Below are 18,239 nucleotides of genomic sequence, written 5' to 3' on the forward strand. Positions count from 1 at the left end.
CGAATAATAGCAATTATAAACTAGAGCGTAATTCTTTTAAGGTATTGGCTTTACTTTTTTCAGCATAATAAAAAGCTTGATGTAGCGATTCTTGGTTTTGATCAATTTGATGAAGTAACAATTGTGCTTGTATAGCTCCTGCATATATTTTTTGAGTTTGTTTTGCAAAAGTGAGTTTATCCTGATACGTATGTAATGATTCTCGTATACCATACATTAAATTATCTGCTTTTTGATAAGCAATTATACTTTCCTTAAGATCTCCTAAATTATTATCAACATTAAATAGTTCTTGCAATACCTTAGCTTTACCATAAAAAGTGCTTAGCAAAATATTTAGATCCAAATAATCGTTCGGATTCAACTTATTAACATTGCTTAGAGCATTATTAGAATTAGCTATAATAGCTTTTTCATAATACTCTATTGCTTTTTTATAGCGTTTAGTTTGATCATACACCGCTGCGATCTGGTTATACGATTTTGCGGTTCTGGGATGATGATTACCATCGGTACGAAGCCTAATCATTATACTTTTTTGCAAATACTCCAAGGCTTTATTATACTCCTTTTGTTCTGTATAGAGATTTGCAATTGCATTATAAATATCACTTACATAATAATTTATTTCTCCAAACAAACTTATATGAATTCTTAAGGTTTTTAGATAATACATCAAAGCAATATCATATTCTTTTTTTAAAACATAAAGATTCCCCATATCAAAATAGGTATGTGAAGTATCAGAATGATATTCTCCCTGAGTATTTATTCGTATGGTTAGTGCTTTTTGATAGTAACTTAATGCTAACTCGTATTCTTCTTTGGCTTTATATGTATTCGCTATATTATTATAGGTACGTGCAACAGCAGAATGATTCCTTCCCAAAGAATGAATAAAATTAATAACTGCTTTTTTATAATATAACAAAGCCTTGTTATACTCTCCTTTATATTGATATACACTACCAATATTATTATAACTAGACCCAAAATAAGAATGCTGCCTTGGGTATATCTTTAATTTAATTGTTAAAGATTTTTGATTATTCTTAAGACATTGATCATACTCTCCTTTTTTAAAATTAATAATACCTATCTCAGTATACATACTTGCTATTCTAGTATGTGTGTCCCCTAATTTTTGAACAAGACTAGTTAAGGCTTTATTATCATACAACAAGGCCGTATTGTGCATCCCCATATATCTATATATAATACCAATACTTTCATAACAAAGCGCAGCATTAGGATGGTCTTCCCCAAAAACATTAATTAAAATCTTTAACGCCTTTTCTTGATTTTTCAATGCTTTATCAAACTCATTTAATCGGGGGAGAATATTACCTATATGATTATAACAAAAAGCTACTTCGGGACTATTAGCTCCAAAAATAGGAGTTCTTATTTCTAAAGCGTTTTGGTAATTCTCTAAAGCCTGATGGTATTCTCCCAGATGGTAATGAGTAGTTCCTATATCTATATAGCTATCCGCTATTTTTTGGTGTTTTTTACCAAAAGTGTTTATCCTAATAGCCAGGGCTTTTTTGTACTGCTCCATTGCCTTATCATATTGGGCTAATACATGATGAATGGTCCCTATATTATGATAACAATCTGCCACATGATGATCATTCTCTCCAAAAGTATCCAATTGAACTGTTAAGGCTTTTTGATAATATTCCATTGCCTCTTCATATTGGTCCTGTTGCTTAAGAATATGCCCAATACTATTGTAAGAATACGCTACTTCGGGGTGTTTGTTACCAAAAGCTTTTAATCGTATATCCAATGTCTTTTTAGCATACACCATCGCTTGATCAAAATTGTAATTAGCCTTGTGAGCTTCTGTAATTTTATCACTGCAATCTGCTACTCGTTTTTGAGAGTCTGATAGCATATATACAACTAGTGCTTTCTCAAAATATACCAATGCGCTATCTTGTTTTCTATCAGCCAACAACTCTTCTCCTTTTGAGAAATACTGAGCAGCAATGATAGTATCTTGCGTGGATTGTGCACGAATAGTAGAACAAGAGATCAAACAAATAATCAGGAATACAATTTTAACAGGAAATAGAAATTTTAAGGGACTCATAAAAGCACTTGTATTAAGGCAATTGCAAAGATCGTAAAAATGTTGTTTATGATAAACATCTACACTAAACATTAAATCAACAAGTATTAACATCTGCCCTTCGACAGGCCTGTCCTGAGTTTATCGAAGGGCTCAGGGTGACAAGCGTTTTTATATTTGTCATTATTAGAAACAATGTCATACTGAGCCTTTCAGGAAACTCAGAGGTAAGCCTATCAAAATACACTTCCTAAATCGAGAAAATACTCTGACTTACGTAATTTTGTGTTACCTCAAAACTCAATTAGTCCAAAACTACACTTTTCTTTCATTCGTTTTTGTGCTATGTGGTTTATAGAAGTTTCTGTTAGTTGTAAAACTCTTGGGTATCCTCCCGTAGTTTGGCAATCTCTCATTAACACAATTAAACTTCCAGACGGAGTTAATTGTATTGTACCTGGTAAAACAGGTGAAGTTATAACCGAAGGTAAAGTGTTATCAATTTTCTCTTCTAACTGAATTGCCATTCGGTTTATAGTATTAGAAATTGTAAAAAAGGAATCAAACAATCTAGATTTTTGGCCTTCATTTAACATATCAAATTCGGGTCCTTTATACACCTCTAATGTATTTGAATTTTCTAAAAACAAAGGTGGAGAAATTGTAGAAAAATGGTTGGTATAACCACTACTACTTTGGTATGAAATTTTGTCATTTTTATCCAATCGAAACTGAGATGTAATTGACTTATAAAAAGATCTACTATGTAACACTTCTTCTGAAAGAAATCCATCCTTAATTCCTACATAACCATACATTCCTTTCTTACAAAAATTTATTTTAAGAATATCATCTTTTAAGACTTTAACCTCGCGATACATTTCTATTTTTTGATCATTCAAAAATGCATCCGTTTCGCCACCCGTTAAAACAATGGTTGTTGTTTCACCAAATTTTAAAACAGGGGGCTGGATTGTCCATTCGATACATGCTGTATTTTTAGCATTTCCCAATATTAAATTTGCGAATCCAAATGATACTTGATCCATTGCTCCACTTTTTGGAACTCCATATTTTGAAAAACCAAAACGTCCTTCATCCTGAATTGTAGTAAAAAGCCCAGGCTTAACTATTTCTACATCTGCAATCATAAACTAACAGATTCTGGCATATAAGTACCTTCTAAAACTGAAGTACTTATTTCGTTATATTCTTTTTCTTCTATCGATATAAACTGAATTTTATCTCCCAACGATATAAAACAACAATCTTCCGTTTTGGGGTTAAAAAAATCCAGAGGACACATCCCAATTACATACCATCCTCCAGGACTGTTTATAGGATATATTCCTGTCTGATTTCCACCAATTGCCACAGCACCTTTTTTGACATGTAAAGAGGGTGTCATTTTTCTAGCATTATGCAATTGATCATCAAGACCACCCAAATACAAGAAGCCGGGTAAAAAACCAATAAAATATGTAGTATAAAGTGGAGTAGTATGTAACCTAATTATTTCTTCTACTGTAAGAGATTTACTTTCTGCAAATGTTTTTAAATCCTGAGCAAGAGAAGTAGTGTAGCAGACAGGGATTTTCCACAGTCTACTTTCGGACCTTGTTTCACCAAACCCTTTAGAATACAATGATTTTAGTCTCAAAACCTCACTATAGAAATCCTCTATAGTATACACATAATAAATTAATAGTGAGTTATATGCAGAAATTACCTCAACAATTGATTTATCATAATAGGAAAGTATAGATTTTTTAAAAGAAAGTAGATTTTGAAGGATATTTTCTTCAATTTCTGGAGGCCATTCTATTAAAATTGATCTTTCAGAATATCTTTTATATTGTAATTTGTATTTCATGAGCTTCTCATTATAATAAATTTAAATTCGAAAACTCTGTATACAAATATTTCAAAATCTGAACAGATTTTGGATTATCTCCATGCACACAAATTGTATCAAAAAAAATCGGAACCTCTACTCTATTTTTCGTTTTCACTTTTCCTTCAAGAACCATTCTTTTTACATGATCAAAAACTTCTTTTGGTTCTGTAAGCATAGCCTCTTTTTCTTTTCTTGAAACCAATGTCAAATCATCATTATAATTTCGATCTGCAAAAGCTTCGTTCTTGACCTCAAAATCTCCACGGGAAAGATACGATAATTTAGCATTTTTTAAAGTAACTATAGACAAACTTTTATCGACGTTTTTCACAGCTTCAATAATTGCACCAGCAACTGATTCATTTTTCACTGCTTCATTATAAAGTGCTCCATGTGGTTTTACATGATGTAGTTTCCCTCCTGCTTTTTCGGTATAAGATTTCACCAACTGTATTTGTTCGGTTATTGTTTTTACCAAATCATCATATGATATTTCAACTTTGATTCTTCCAAAATTTTCACGATCAGGGTATGATGGATGTGCACCAATTTTCACATTATGCTTCATTGCCAATTCGATCGTTCTTTGGATTACTTCAGCATCTCCCGCATGGCTTCCACATGCAATATTGCACCAAGAGATATACTGCATAATTTGGGTATCGAAACCTGCCTCTTCCCCCACATCTGCATTAAGAATAATCTTCTTCATATTCCTACATTTGTTATTATAAACTCCTACATACTTTCTATTACTTTCCAAATACCTCTAAATCCTAAAAAACAAGTAATGACAAGAATGAAAAAACCAATCAGGTTTTGTTTCCATGAATTGGTATATTTTCCTAATATTTTTTGTTGGTTCATTACCCACAAAAGGAAGATTGCTATTACCGGTAAAAGGAGTCCATTTGCGATCTGTGCAAATCGAATGATCACTATTGATTTTATACCTAAGGAAGAAAACAAAACTCCCAAAAAAAGAATAAACATCCATACTGCTCTAAAGGATTTACTTTTGAGTCCTTTTTGCCAACCCATACATCCTTTTACCACATAAGCTGCTGCAAGAGGTGCTGTGATCGCAGAGGTAATTCCAGCTGCAAATAACCCAATAGATAGTACATATTTTGCCATTGAACCAAAAACCGGTTCTAACCCTTTTGCCAGATCGGCTGCATTATTTACTTCTGCTTCTTGAATAGCTGCTCCGGCAATGATAATTGCCATTGATACTAATCCACCCAGTACTATTGCAACTACAGTATCCTTTTTTGCTTCTGGCAGGTCTTCTGTAGATTTCCACTTTTCACTAACAATAGATGCATGTAGAAAGAGATTATAAGGCACTACTGTTGTCCCGATCAACCCAACAATGGTAAGTACATTATCACTAGAGAAGTTAGGAACAAACCCTTTAAAGATCATAGAAATATCTGGTTTGGTAACTATTGCCGTTACTATAAAAGCTACACTCATTAACAAAACCAGTACGATTAAACTTCGTTCTAAAACCTTATAATTACCTATATATAATAGTATAAAGGCAATCACCCCAATAACAATACTTAAATACTTCTCTGAACCCTCGATTGAAGATTCTAGGATTGTAGACAATCCAAGTACTCCTCCACTAATATTACCAGCTTCGTATGCTGCATTTCCAATAAAAATTGCTGACAAGATTAATGTAATAAGAGCTCCTCTTACAATCTTGTTATCAAATTGAGATTTTAGCACTTCGCTTAATCCCTTTTGGGTGACTACACCTAATCTTGCTGCCATTTCCTGTAAAATAACACAAGCTACAATAGATAACACCAATGCCCATAGTAACGAAAACCCAAACTGTACTCCTGCTAATGTACATACAGTTACTGTACCTGGACCAATAAAAGCTGCAGTCACCCATGTTCCTGGGCCTATATTAAAAAATTTCTTCATTTATTTCGTATTAACATCAAGTGTATAAATAGCAAATGATCCTAACCAATGCCCTCCTTCATAGCTATCTCCAACCAGATTAGGCAAAGAATAGTTTACATGTGTATTTGCTACCGAAAAAAGATGTGCATACTCCTTATACTGTTTGGCAAGTCCATATAACACCCATGCTCTACTAAAATTAAGTCCATCTAAATGAACCAATTTTCCATCGGTACGATCAGACACTTCTCCTACATTAATGGTAAAATTTTTGGCTTTAAGTTGAGGCATAAAAGTAGAAACCCAACTATCAAATTGTTCTTTGTTTAAGACTCTTCTCATTACATCCATTTCTTCAAAACAAGGAGATAGGAAATCATATCCACTAGGTTCCCAACCGATGGGACAATCTTGATCATTGGCATAGAATTCTCTTGCTCTGGTTTCGATAAGGTCTTTTAGCTTTTGATCCTCCAGGGTATTTGCATAGTCCCAAGCAAAGGATAATCCAAAGGCAGTATTCGTATGCTCTCCTACTCTAATTGGATATTTAAGTTTTGGGAGAAAATCAATATACCGTTGCACGATCAGTGCCGTTAGAGGCTGTAGGTTTTGTTCTAATTCTCTTGCTAGCGGATCATCCCAGGTATGTAGTTCTTCGGCCAGCTTAAGCAACCAGGCCCAACCGTATGTTCTCTCGTATGATTTGTTATGTTTTCCTTCAAAATATTTGATTTCTTCTTCAATATTCTTCTTAGACATATTTTGAAGCAATTTATTTTTTGCTTCTTCCTTTTTTTCCAGATCGGGAAATGCTTTTAATAACTTCACCAATGACCAATGCCCATGGACTGAGGAATGCCAGTCAAAACAACCATAGAAAGTAGGATGCAATACGTGAGGTTCTCCAATATTTTCTTTCCCTCCTAACGTTTGTCCCAGTTTGTTAGGGTATTCTACTTGCAAGCAAGCTAATGGTAGCTCTATCAATGTATTGGCTTGCTTTAATGTGAGTTGTAAAGGTTGTTCTATCGGGTTTTCTTGTGGTTGTTCTTGAGTTTTTATATCCTCAGACGGTTGTTTTTGTGTATCATTGTTTTTATTACATCCTAATAAAACAAGCATTGAAATCAGAAAAAGTATTCGGTACATAATCAATATTTATAAGTTTAAAATATCTACTTTCTTAAAAATATCAATTTCCGGAATCATGCGTATATGATTGTTGATAAGAACAGGAAATAGTTTATAAATTCTCAAAACCATTCACTAAAAAGCATAATCCAGGCTGAAGTATCTTTTACCGCCTGGAGATAAAAAAAGGGATATGATTAAATCATATCCCTTTACTTTCATTTCTAACTTGGATTTACATCTTCACGTCGGTAAGTTTCACTTCTTTTCCTTCTTTATCTAACATCAACACTTCATCAAACCCTGCATTTTTAAATTGCTCAAACTGTGTAGCTGCATCTCCAATTAACAGGTATGCCATTTTGGTTTCATCAAGATATTTATTTGCCAGTGCCTTATGCTGTTCTAAGGTCATTTGTTCTATTACCTTCTCTTCTTTGGCTATATAATCTGATTCGAAATCATACCTCCCCATTTCTTGTAACATTCCTAATAATGCACCTTGAGTTTCAAATCTACGAGCATTTGATTTTATTAAGGCATTTTTGGTAAACGCTAAATCTTCTTCGGAGATACCATTTTTATACTTCTCTATTTCATCTTTAAAAATCTTTACAGATTCAAAAGTAGTATTGGTACGAACACTTGAAGATGCTGTAAAAGTCCCTGGTATTTTACTCCCGCTAAACCTTGATCGTGCACCGTAGGTATATCCTTTTTCCTCTCTTAAAATTAGATTTACATTTCCTGAGAAAGATCCTCCTAATTTATAATTCATAACCGTAGCCGGAAAATAATCCTCATCTGTACGTGCCATAGAAAGATACCCTATATTAATTACAGATTGTTTTGCATTAGGAATATCAACAAAATATAACGATGATTTATCTCTAGTATTAACTACTTCATATTCTGGAATAGTTACTTCTTTGCTGGCCCACTTACTTTCTAAGTTTTTAAGAGCAGCAAGTGCTTTGTCCTGATTTAAATCTCCTACAATTTGAAACTTACTTACTGAAGGAGAGAAATTATTGGTATAAAACTGTTTTAAATCATCTATAGTAATAGCTTCTACAGAAGCTACAGTACCACTGGTAGGGTAAGCAAACATATGTTTTTCTCCATAAAGAAGTTTATTATATACATTTCTTGCTACTGTGTTAGGATCTGCAGCAGATCTTTTAATCCCATTAATAGTCTTCGTTTTTATTCTTCCGAATTCTTCTTCATCCCATCTTGGTTCTAATAATATTTCACCTATCAAATCCATTGTTTTGTCAAGATTACGAACCAAAGTATTACCTCTGATAATAATTGCTTCTCTTGTAGTATACATTCTGATAGAAGCTCCCAGCAACTCTATCTCTTCTTCTAGTTGCTCTGGAGTTTTGGTAACTGTACCTTCCATCATGATATCGGTCATTAGGTTTGCTACTCCAACTTTATCAAATGAATCTAACAAATGTCCTCCAGAAATTATCAGGCTAAAATTAACCAATGGAAGTTCATTTTGTTCTAAACCATATACTTTCATTCCATTAGATAATGAAGTACTCCAGGATTTAGGAATATTCAGTTTTGGAGATTCTCCCTCTTTTGGTGCTACAGAACGATCAAAAGCCGAAGGTGTTTTTTGTATTTCTTCTTTTGTTTCTGCTACCGCTTCTTCTACGTTTTCTTTAATAACTTCCTCGACAACTGCTGCTTTTTCTGAATTATTTGCTGCCAAATCCAATTTTCCTTTAGGAACAAAACTAGTGATCACATAAGGCTTATCTTTGATGTATGTATTATATACTCTAATCACATCTTCTTTTGTAACCTTCTTAATATTTTCTATATCTTCGGTAATAAATCCTGGGTCACCGGCAAATACATTGTATTGTGCTAATTGAAATGATTTTCCTAACACACTACTAATTCCATTATAAAATTGTGTTTCGAGTCCTGCTTTAATACGTTCGATATCTGTTTCAGTAATTCCTTCTTCTTCAAATTTTTTAAATGCTTCAAAGACTCCTGCTTCGATATCGACCAGACTTTTTCCATCATTAGCAGTAATATTCACTCTGAATTTACCTGCTATTTCCATAGATCTATTCCATGCATTGGTATCCGAGGTTAATTCTTTTTCTTTTACTAAAACTTTATATAATGGAGCTTTTTTTCCATCGGATAACAATTGCCCTAAGAAGTCTAATGCATATGCATCTTTAGTATATTGTTCTACTGTTGGCCAAACCATATTTAATTGTGCGGTAGTAGCAAAGTTATCTTCGTGAGAGAATCTTTTGGTTTCAGATAAAGTAACATTCTGTACTTTTAATTTCTCTACCGGTTGACGTTTTTTAATTTCGCCAAAATACTTCTCGATCATTGCCTTAGCCTGTTCTGTTTCAAAATCCCCGGCAAGTACTATAGTAGCATTATTAGGCCCGTAATATTTATCATAAAACTCTTTTACATCCTCTACAGTAGCACTTTGAAGATCCACTAATTCTCCTATTACCTGCCAGTTATATGGATGTCCTTCTGGGTAAATATTCTTATCAATTACCCAATTGGTATGCCCATAAGGATTATTATCTACACGTTGTCTTTTTTCATTTTGTACAACTTCCTGTTGGTTTTTGAAAGCACTTTTTGTGACTGTATTAATTAGAAACCCCATTCTATCGGACTCTAACCATAATACGGTTTCCATAGCATTTTTAGGAACTACCTCATAATATATGGTTCCATCCTGCCATGTTCCTCCGTTAAGTGTTCCTCCAACATCCTGAATCTTTTTAAAGAATTGATCCTGAGGTACATTTTCTGATTCCTGAAACAGCATATGTTCGAATAAATGTGCGAACCCTGTTCTTCCTGGCTTTTCTCGATTAGAGCCTACACCATACTGGATCGCAACTGAAACGATCGGATCAGACTTATCCTGATGCAATACCACCTGAAGTCCGTTTTCTAACTCATATTTTTCGAAATCAATAGATAACTTACCTACTTCTTCTGTTTGTGTTTCAGAATTTGTTTCCTTCTTGCAAGAAATAACTCCTAAAAATAAAAAGGATACTGCTACAATGAGTACCCTATGAACCTGAGTTTTCATAATTATATTTTTTGTTTATGGAGTTAAAAATAATCTTTGCCAATGAGTATTTCTATGGATGCATTATTAAAATAAAGTTAAAGGAATCTATTTTATGCCTGCGAATTCTCTTAAAGGGGCTTTTATGAAGTAAGGAAATGAGATTGTTTATGCTGATCTATTTCTTGATTAAATTGAAAGGTTTTGAATAAAAAGGCCCTCCATTTTCTTGGAAGGCCCTTCTATCGATAAGTAGTATTTACTCCTTTTAAAAAATTGTAGTTAGTTAAGTTACTATAGTTTATCTGAGTTTGTTTGTACTTTTGAAATATAATTTTCTAATCATACATCAACAGATTCAATGTAGTAAAGAAATATTGCTATTTTTCTCAACATAACAACAAAACTGTATAACTCTAAAACGAGGTAAATTACTTACACGGAAGATTCTTAAGCCTTGATTAAAACAAATCACGGGTTAATATGTACATTGATTTGCTGCATTTGTACATTCTGTTGAAATATTGGCCAATCTGTTTCGAAACTCCTGAGAATTGGCTACTCCGTTAAGAACCTTTTTTAGCCCTTTATCGTATAGCAGGTTGGTCCAGCCCATTCCTCCTGTTACATCTGGTTCTCTTAAAAGCATCCCTCTATACGTAATATAAATAAGCTTGTCTACTTGATTACTACTAAGACCATTTCTACTTAGATAACTATTATATTGAGAGTTCCATTTTACACTTGCTTCGTTTGAAGTTACAAATCCTTTTGTCATATCATCAAACCCTTGAGAATTCAATATATTAATCCAATAATTCATCACTCCAGAGTTTTCTGGACATCTTCTTAAAAAAGACAAGTATGATAACCTAACTACACAAGGTGCATTATATCCTGGTCTAGGAATATTAGGTTCTCTTAAATCAGGATCTAAAGGAAATGATTTTTCTGATACTTCTTTGGTGTCCACTATTTCTACCGGCTCATTATCTGTATCTTCTTTTTCGCAGGAAGAGATCAAAAGCAATCCTAAAATCATAGGAAATAGGACAAGGTAATGTGATCTAAACATTAGTTTTTTCATGATATAAAAGTTGTTTTAATGATTTATTATGTGAAATTATTTATGTGTCAAATAGAGGCTAAACTACATAGAACTTAGCCTCTTATTAATTGATTCGTCTCATCCGAATCCAAGATGCATTATCCTCTAATACAATGACCATTATTACTACATACCGGCCATAAAAAAGGGCAATCTGCATCAGAATTGCAGTCTATTTTTATCCCTCCTTTAATAAAAGCTTGTTCGTCTCTTTTTAATTGATCTACACCATTAAGGTTTACAATGTTTTTTAACATAACTATTAATTTAAAAAATCGTATTTGTGTGAACATTTATAGACACTCACAGTTTATGTCTATCCTTGCAAGAATATTTTTATATCCTAAAAAGTTTTTACATCTTTAAGACAGTTTCTTTTTTAATTTTTAAAATACTAGATCTTGTTTGCAAATAGTTCCAGAAGTAGAACACATGCTAAGCACTTATCTCAAAATTAGGTGGTGTATCCCTTTAAAACAAAGGGTTAATATTCATATTTATAAATTTGAACAACCAAAAATCAATAGCTTGATTTTAACAAAATGGCACTTCTTGAAGGATTGTTATTCTCATCGTATTAGAGTGGCAACTCTTATGTGTTTGGGTAATCAAAATAGTTAATTAGTAATAAGAAATTCTCGTTTATAGGTATGATAAGAATACATTAAAATAAGTTCAACAACAAAAACCGTCTAGACGTATCGTTAGACGGTTTTTGTTGTTGAACTCATCTTGAGTAGTGGTTTTAGTTTTTTATCAGAGTTTTATAATACTTATTTTCTCCGCAGGTAATCTGGCAATAATACATTCCTTTTTCCAGATCTAATGTTTCAAAATTATACATTGCTTTTGATCCTATACTGCCTTTACTTTTTAAAGTACTACTCCTTAATTTTATCCCATTGTTATTATATACATCTATTTGAATTTTATGATCATTACTCTTCTTACCAAAATATTCAATAGTCAAATGATCTTTAACAGGATTAGGATAAAATTGAATTGCATTTTGATGAGTAGATTTCATTGATATACGATCAGAACGACCTTTGCCTATAAATACGTCAATTTCTAAAATATCATCCAACCACACCCCATCTTCTTCATTATGATAATCTTCTTCATTATCATATTCCATCAAACGCAATGAAATTGTATTGTTCTTCTTTTTAAAAAATAGAGGGGTATTAAAAACATAGGGATAATCAAATATTGGTTCTACGATTGATAGAGCCGGTATAGGGTCGTTTTTTACGGGAGGTATAATTACAGGTGCACTGGCTCCAAATGGGTCACTGGGTATTACGGTAACGGATAATCTAAGATATTTTGTAGTATTTATACTAGAGCTATAATCTAAATTAAGCTTTAGCCTTATAATATCATGTGGCCCAAAGGCTAATCTTTCTGGCCCTTTTAATTTTACAACCTGTTCTATTATCCCTTTATCATTAAAGGAATCTGTGACAGATATAGACACATCAACGGTACGATTTTGGGGGACTAATGTTTCTTGTGCATTAATAAAATAAGGAATACATACGACAAGAAGAATAAAAAAATACTTCGTTTTCATGATTGAAATTTTAAGAGTTATACATTAAAAACAAAGTATCAATATTTGAGCTTATCTAATAATCCGAATTGTTCATATTTATAAATTTAAACAATAAACCCCTAGTTTAGCTCTAGTTTCTTAATATAATAAGCAGGGTTTAGTCCAGTCTTACCTTTAAAAACTTTAATAAATGTAGTCGCACTTTTATAACCCGTTTCCTTAGCCACTGCCCTAATAGTATACGATCTAAACATGCGATCTTCTTTAAGTTTTAGCAACGCATAATTAATTCTTAACTCATTAAGATATTGGTTAAATGATTTCTTTCTTATTTCGTTTAAGGCTTTTGATAAGTAAGTAGTATTGGTATTAAGTAATTTTGCTGTTGAATATAAATTACAGTCTTGTGAGATATAAAAATGAGTATGTTCTAATTCTTGAAGTTCCTTGAGAATTTTTTCTGATTTCTCATCTTTTATTTTTACCTCTAGAACCGGGTTTTCTGGTTCGTGATCTATAGATTTTTTCTCTTTAATATCTTCAATCACTTTTAGAAACTTTTGTTCTTTTATCTTAGTTTTTCTTCGATATATCAGAAAAACAGACAATAACACTGTAATCAACACTATAGATACGGCAACAATAATTCTCTTACTTGTTACGCTTTTTGTTTTTTCACTTACCAGTTTATTATTCTCGATTTTGAAATCTTCCAAATCATCTTCATACAATAAATCTTTGGCCACTAATCTTTTGTCACTTTTTACCTGAATAATGTTTTGAAGCTTGTCATAATAAGATATCTGCTTTTCCTGATCACCCATCATTTTTGATGTTTCGATCGCCAGTTTATACATGTTTTCTATTTTATCTGCCTCTATGTTATCACCAATTAAGTCAAAATTTTTGTTTAATAAAGAAATTGTTTCATCATATTTTTTTTGTTGATATAAACATCTTGCTATATAATAATTGGCTATATACAAATTGGTTTGTTGCCCCCCTATATTATTTGCAAAAATGTCTTTTCCTTGTTTAAGGAACCCTAGCGCCTTATGGTATTCTTCTTTTTTATAATAGATATCTCCTAGATTAATATAAAAATAACTTTTGTATATAGGCAAATCATAATTATCTGCAAACAAAACACCTTGATTATTAGTCTTTAAAGCCTCGTCAAGCTTATGAATTTCTGCCAGGCATTTGCCTTTTCCTAGTAATGAACTTAGATAGGTGTTTTTATATTGAATGAAATTATTTTTTGTTTCTTTTTCTAAGGTTTTAAGCACTAAATCATATTCATTAATGGCATCTCTGTATCGTTTTAATTTCATACGTACATTAGCTATATTGGTATGACTTATAAACTTATATGATAAATTCGGTATACCTTTAGAAAGCTCTTTTGCTTTAAGGTAAGATTGTAGTGATTCTTCATACGCTCCAAGAACATAATAACTACCTCCTAGCAAACTGTGGCTTCCAAAAATCTTTATGGTATCCTTTATTTTTTCTGCAGCTTTAACGGATATGTAGGCATTTTTTATCGTGTTACTGTGATTAGAACGTATGTATTCTATATATGCAATTTGATAGCTTGAGAAATATTGAATATTATAGTCTTCTTGTATTTTTCCTCTTTGCAAAAAAACTTTGCAATAGGCTAAACCTTTTATAGTATCTTTCTCTTTGGAGAATGCGTTTTTGATAAAATTTTCTATTTTTCTTATAGAATCAGATTGAGTAATAAACAGTTTTTCTTTTTCTGAAATCAAATAAGACACCTCTCTTTCTTCTGCTTTGTTTTGCCCAATCACAATGCTAGAGCATAGAATAAGAATATAAAAGATAAGATAATATCTACAGTATGTAGAATTACCAAAAACTGACAAAATCAGTTTTAAAAAATGTGATAGTGAAAATAAGGTCATTGGTTTTAAAGAGTTAAATTTTCATATCATCTTCAATTATATGTAGGACTATTTATACAGCCCTTTGTTACAAATTGAATTTTAATAATTAAAGAAATGTACATTTATATTTCCAAAATCATATCTTAATTAACACAAATAAAACTTATTTTCTTATTGCTTTCTAATATTACCCTAACCATCCATCACGGTCCAGGCTTCTATATTGAATTGCTTCAGAAATATAGTCTCCCAAAATTGATTCTGCTCCTTCTAAGTCTGTTTTTATTTAAAATCTATCAAAATATATGCTGAATTCAGTGTCATTACAACTAGACGGAGAAAGACAAAGAATTACTCTTGTGAAGATTAATAAATAATATTTTTGGATAATATTATTTTATTAAATTAATTAAGGTTAGTCATTGATATTTTACCTTTTATCTGATGTCTATCCTGAGCTTTAATAAAGAAATCTGAAGATGAGTGTGGTTTCATTTTTAGTGTCGTCGACCTTCTTGCATAACCACTTATAAACCTTATTTCATTATATCTTACCTTACAATGGTAGCCAGAGCACAAGTCACATGTTTTATGACAACCCCAAATATTACTCGACAATTCAAGTTGAAGTTTACCAGAAATATAGTCATTAAGGTTTACTATAAAATCAACATTATGAGCATAATTATTCAGTTTGTTGATATTTCTTTTATGGTAATCCTTGTTTAAGGTTCCGTTAAACAATAACAAATTGAAGTTGTAATCCCCAACATAATTGACAGATGGAGCTAAAGTATTTTTTGTTGGATAATAATACTCTGAGTTATCTATGTTCTTGATTTTTACTATAAGAGAACCTTGTAACCTCGAGCAGTCACTGTTATGAAAGGATTCAAAAGACATATCAGAGACGCTTATTCTAATTAATTGATTTATTCTTTCTCCTTTCTCTATAGTTTTAAGTTTCCATGCAGAACCGTATCTTTTCCACATAACTATTTTGGTTCCATCTGTGCGTTTTCCCCATTGGTTAATCATGTATGTTCCTTTTTTAGATTGAATGGAATAGTAACCATCTCCTATATCATTAAATTTCCATTTTGTATTAGAATTCCCTTTCCCTTCCCAAAGAACAACTTTAGCATCAGAATTGGAAGAATTATTTTCTATATGAACATATTTCCCAAGGTCGGATTTGATATAAAAATATCCATTGCCAGCATCCTCTAAATTAAACCGTTGAGTGACACCATCACTGCCATTCCTTAGGTTTAGTGGTGTGCCATTTTCTGACATATGCAATTCAATGTCGAGGTATTTGTTTTCAAATTCTGATTCTATATAATATTTCCCCTCTGATTGAGCGTTCAAATTAGTTATGAATAGAACAAGTACTATTAACTGAAATAAAAAAAGTGTTTTCATGATTTAGTGATTTACCTAAATCATGCACTGAAATTTTGACTTCATTAGGAAATTTCAGCGCACAATCCTGGTCGTAAGTTTTATTTATTTGTTTTCTGAATTTTTTAAAGCTTTCAATTTCAATGAAATTTCTTTTTGAGCAACCCCAAGGTTTTCACATAATTCACTTAAAACTTCTTCTACAATGTTTTCTTTTTTTATTACATCAATAAAATTATAAGAATCATTCTTTCCTGAAGATTTGCTAACAAGATCATGTATCTTATCATTTACTAAATCTTTGACTAGCGGACCTAGTGGCCAAGGCCAAGGGTTTATATCATCAGGAACAGGATAACCTACAGGATTATTATTAAACCACTTTGAACAATTTATGCAAGGTTCTGGCCATGGGGGACCTGACAAACCTTCAATTCCGGATCTTACATGAAAATAATTTCTCCAACCAATGGGTCGTGGCCATGTTATTGGGTAAGGCTCATCTGGATCTGGAGTATATCCTACCAGGTTTCTGAGCTTAGACAGTTCTTGATTTTGTAAAAAATCCTTTAAATAAGTTCTTGCTATTGTGGTAAGTTGAAACGTACCTGGATCAAAAAAAGACTTTGGCAAATTCATTTTCTTATGTATTAAGTTAAACAATTGATAATTTTCTGACTCTATGCTAAACCACTAGAGATCATAGAAATAAATATTTGCTAATAATTTGTATTCCAAATTTCGTGAAGTCTTCTTTTTAAATCGATGACTCATTAACCCAAAACTAGGCAGTGTGTTAGCGTAATTTAATTGGGTCATTTAACCCTGTGGATTTAAGTTAGATCACCTTATCAGAAACCACCAGTTAATTGTTTCTTTGTGAGGCATTTAAAAATAATTTCAGTAACTCAAAACAAAGTATTATGAAAAAAAGAATCGTAACTTTATTAGTATTTGTAGGAATAGTAGCTTTTATAATTTTTAGTGGTTGTAAAAAACAAAAAGTAGATCCAGCTTTTGACAAAACTATTTGTTTTAATTATACTAGTGATCCAATCAGTAAAATACCTGTTGGATTGGTTCATGATATGGTAAATGGCTACAAAACTAGACAATTAGCTAAAATCAACGAAGGATTGAAAATAGATGATGCTAGAGCTATTTGGTTTGATTTAGAAACATTAAAAAAATTTATATATCACATTGAATCCGTGACAATAGAAAATAATTCTTCGAAATCTAAAGAAGATTTAGGAATTCGAATCTATTATGCAAGTTATCCATCTAAAGATACCTGGGAGAATACACCTAAATACCATGGTTATTTAAATGGTTATATGAATCATCCAGAAACAATGCAATATGAAATAAAACATACTTTAGTAATGATACCAACAATAAAAATTGATAATATAGATGTAGATTTTAATCCATTAGACACAATAACCTACAACCATGGATTACAAGACACCATTAAATATGGTTCCACATCAGAGTTCCCTACTTTTGGTTTAAACTTAATGCCTAGATTAAAACCAAATGGTGGGGGTAGTATATTAGGTCAAAATCATGGAGGTTTGTTTCCTCCAAAAAAAGAAGAAGGTTTTGGTTTTTAATTAAAAAAAAATGTTGAATTATTATCCAATCATGCACAAAATATTATTGGTATTGCAACTTTTCGCTGCCATAGTAGGTTTTATATATGTATTTAGGTTGAGAAACTCGTATTGGAAATGGTTTTCGATATATTTAATTTTTATTTTTATTCAGGAATCTTTTTGGACCCTTAATACTTATTCATTAGATAGTATAAATATAAAATATTATGCTTTCATCGGCATTCCTATTCAATACCTTTTTCTTTTTTGGTTATATGCTTACAAATCTCTAAATAACAGAAAATTATTTTATTTTTTTTCCTTTATTTATTTATCGACCTATTTACCGATAGAACTTTATTTCGGAAAAATTAATTTAGTTTATTCTATAAATCTAACCGCAGGCACAATATTACTTACATTTCTTGTTGTTTTAGAATTTATTAAACAAATCAAGAACGATAATATTCTTGAGTTCACTAAAAATAAAATGTTTTATATTAATGTTGGGGTCATATTATTTTATATTGGAACAT

Annotated in this window: 14 protein-coding genes; 1 reads left to right on the top strand and 13 read right to left on the bottom strand. The window is 31.7% G+C overall.

Going from position 1 to position 18,239, the window contains the following annotated elements:
- Window positions 1-13 precede the first annotated feature (13 nt).
- The 13 genes from Z054_RS0112330 to Z054_RS0112390 all read right to left on the bottom strand — a co-directional run bounded on the left by Z054_RS0112330 (window position 14) and on the right by Z054_RS0112390 (window position 16,744).
- Window positions 14-2,098 (bottom strand): tetratricopeptide repeat protein, encoded by a 2,085-nt coding sequence (locus tag Z054_RS0112330; RefSeq protein ID WP_024770369.1) that lies wholly within the window; start codon window positions 2,096-2,098, stop codon window positions 14-16.
- Window positions 2,099-2,370: 272 nt separating this feature from the next.
- Window positions 2,371-3,228 carry a 5-oxoprolinase subunit C family protein gene (locus Z054_RS0112335; RefSeq protein WP_024770370.1) on the bottom strand — a complete coding sequence of 286 codons (858 nt, stop codon included), beginning with the start codon at window positions 3,226-3,228 and terminating at the stop codon, window positions 2,371-2,373.
- A complete protein-coding gene (gene pxpB, locus Z054_RS0112340) occupies window positions 3,225-3,950 on the bottom strand; it encodes a 5-oxoprolinase subunit PxpB (RefSeq protein WP_024770371.1) in 726 nt (241 codons plus the stop codon). The genes Z054_RS0112335 and pxpB overlap by 4 nt, the downstream gene beginning before the upstream one ends.
- A gap of 10 nt (window positions 3,951-3,960) precedes the next feature.
- A complete protein-coding gene (gene pxpA, locus Z054_RS0112345; protein WP_024770372.1) occupies window positions 3,961-4,686 on the bottom strand; it encodes a 5-oxoprolinase subunit PxpA in 726 nt (241 codons plus the stop codon).
- A 26-nt stretch (window positions 4,687-4,712) separates the two neighbouring features.
- On the bottom strand, window positions 4,713-5,918 hold the full coding sequence (locus Z054_RS0112350; protein WP_024770373.1) for an Nramp family divalent metal transporter: 1,206 nt from the start codon (window positions 5,916-5,918) through the stop codon (window positions 4,713-4,715).
- Entirely contained in the window at window positions 5,919-7,052 is a 1,134-nt protein-coding gene (locus Z054_RS0112355) for a DUF2891 domain-containing protein (protein WP_024770374.1), read from the bottom strand.
- 217 nt (window positions 7,053-7,269) lie between these two features.
- The gene (locus tag Z054_RS0112360) at window positions 7,270-10,143 is read right to left on the bottom strand and encodes a M16 family metallopeptidase (RefSeq protein ID WP_024770375.1); all 2,874 of its coding nucleotides are present in this window, start codon (window positions 10,141-10,143) and stop codon (window positions 7,270-7,272) included.
- Between the two features lie 457 nt (window positions 10,144-10,600).
- Window positions 10,601-11,209, bottom strand: coding sequence for a hypothetical protein (locus Z054_RS0112365; RefSeq protein ID WP_024770376.1), 609 nt, complete (start codon window positions 11,207-11,209; stop codon window positions 10,601-10,603).
- Window positions 11,210-11,328: 119 nt separating this feature from the next.
- Window positions 11,329-11,487, bottom strand: coding sequence for a hypothetical protein (locus Z054_RS31740; RefSeq protein ID WP_160111943.1), 159 nt, complete (start codon window positions 11,485-11,487; stop codon window positions 11,329-11,331).
- A gap of 488 nt (window positions 11,488-11,975) precedes the next feature.
- Window positions 11,976-12,806 (bottom strand): T9SS type A sorting domain-containing protein, encoded by an 831-nt coding sequence (locus Z054_RS0112375; protein WP_024770377.1) that lies wholly within the window; start codon window positions 12,804-12,806, stop codon window positions 11,976-11,978.
- Between the two features lie 101 nt (window positions 12,807-12,907).
- Window positions 12,908-14,719, bottom strand: coding sequence for a helix-turn-helix domain-containing protein (locus Z054_RS0112380; protein ID WP_084050334.1), 1,812 nt, complete (start codon window positions 14,717-14,719; stop codon window positions 12,908-12,910).
- 387 nt (window positions 14,720-15,106) lie between these two features.
- The gene (locus tag Z054_RS0112385) at window positions 15,107-16,126 is read right to left on the bottom strand and encodes an RICIN domain-containing protein (RefSeq protein WP_024770379.1); all 1,020 of its coding nucleotides are present in this window, start codon (window positions 16,124-16,126) and stop codon (window positions 15,107-15,109) included.
- Window positions 16,127-16,210: 84 nt separating this feature from the next.
- Window positions 16,211-16,744 (bottom strand): hypothetical protein, encoded by a 534-nt coding sequence (locus Z054_RS0112390; RefSeq protein ID WP_024770380.1) that lies wholly within the window; start codon window positions 16,742-16,744, stop codon window positions 16,211-16,213.
- Between the two features lie 284 nt (window positions 16,745-17,028).
- Between Z054_RS0112390 and Z054_RS0112395 the strand changes: the two genes are divergently transcribed.
- Window positions 17,029-17,721, top strand: a complete 693-nt coding sequence (locus tag Z054_RS0112395; protein WP_024770381.1) for a hypothetical protein — start codon at window positions 17,029-17,031, stop codon at window positions 17,719-17,721.
- The last annotated feature ends 518 nt before the right edge of the window (window positions 17,722-18,239 follow it).

The organism is Aquimarina macrocephali JAMB N27, from assembly GCF_000520995.1.
In the GTDB taxonomy this organism is placed as follows: Bacteria; Bacteroidota; Bacteroidia; order Flavobacteriales; family Flavobacteriaceae; genus Aquimarina; species Aquimarina macrocephali.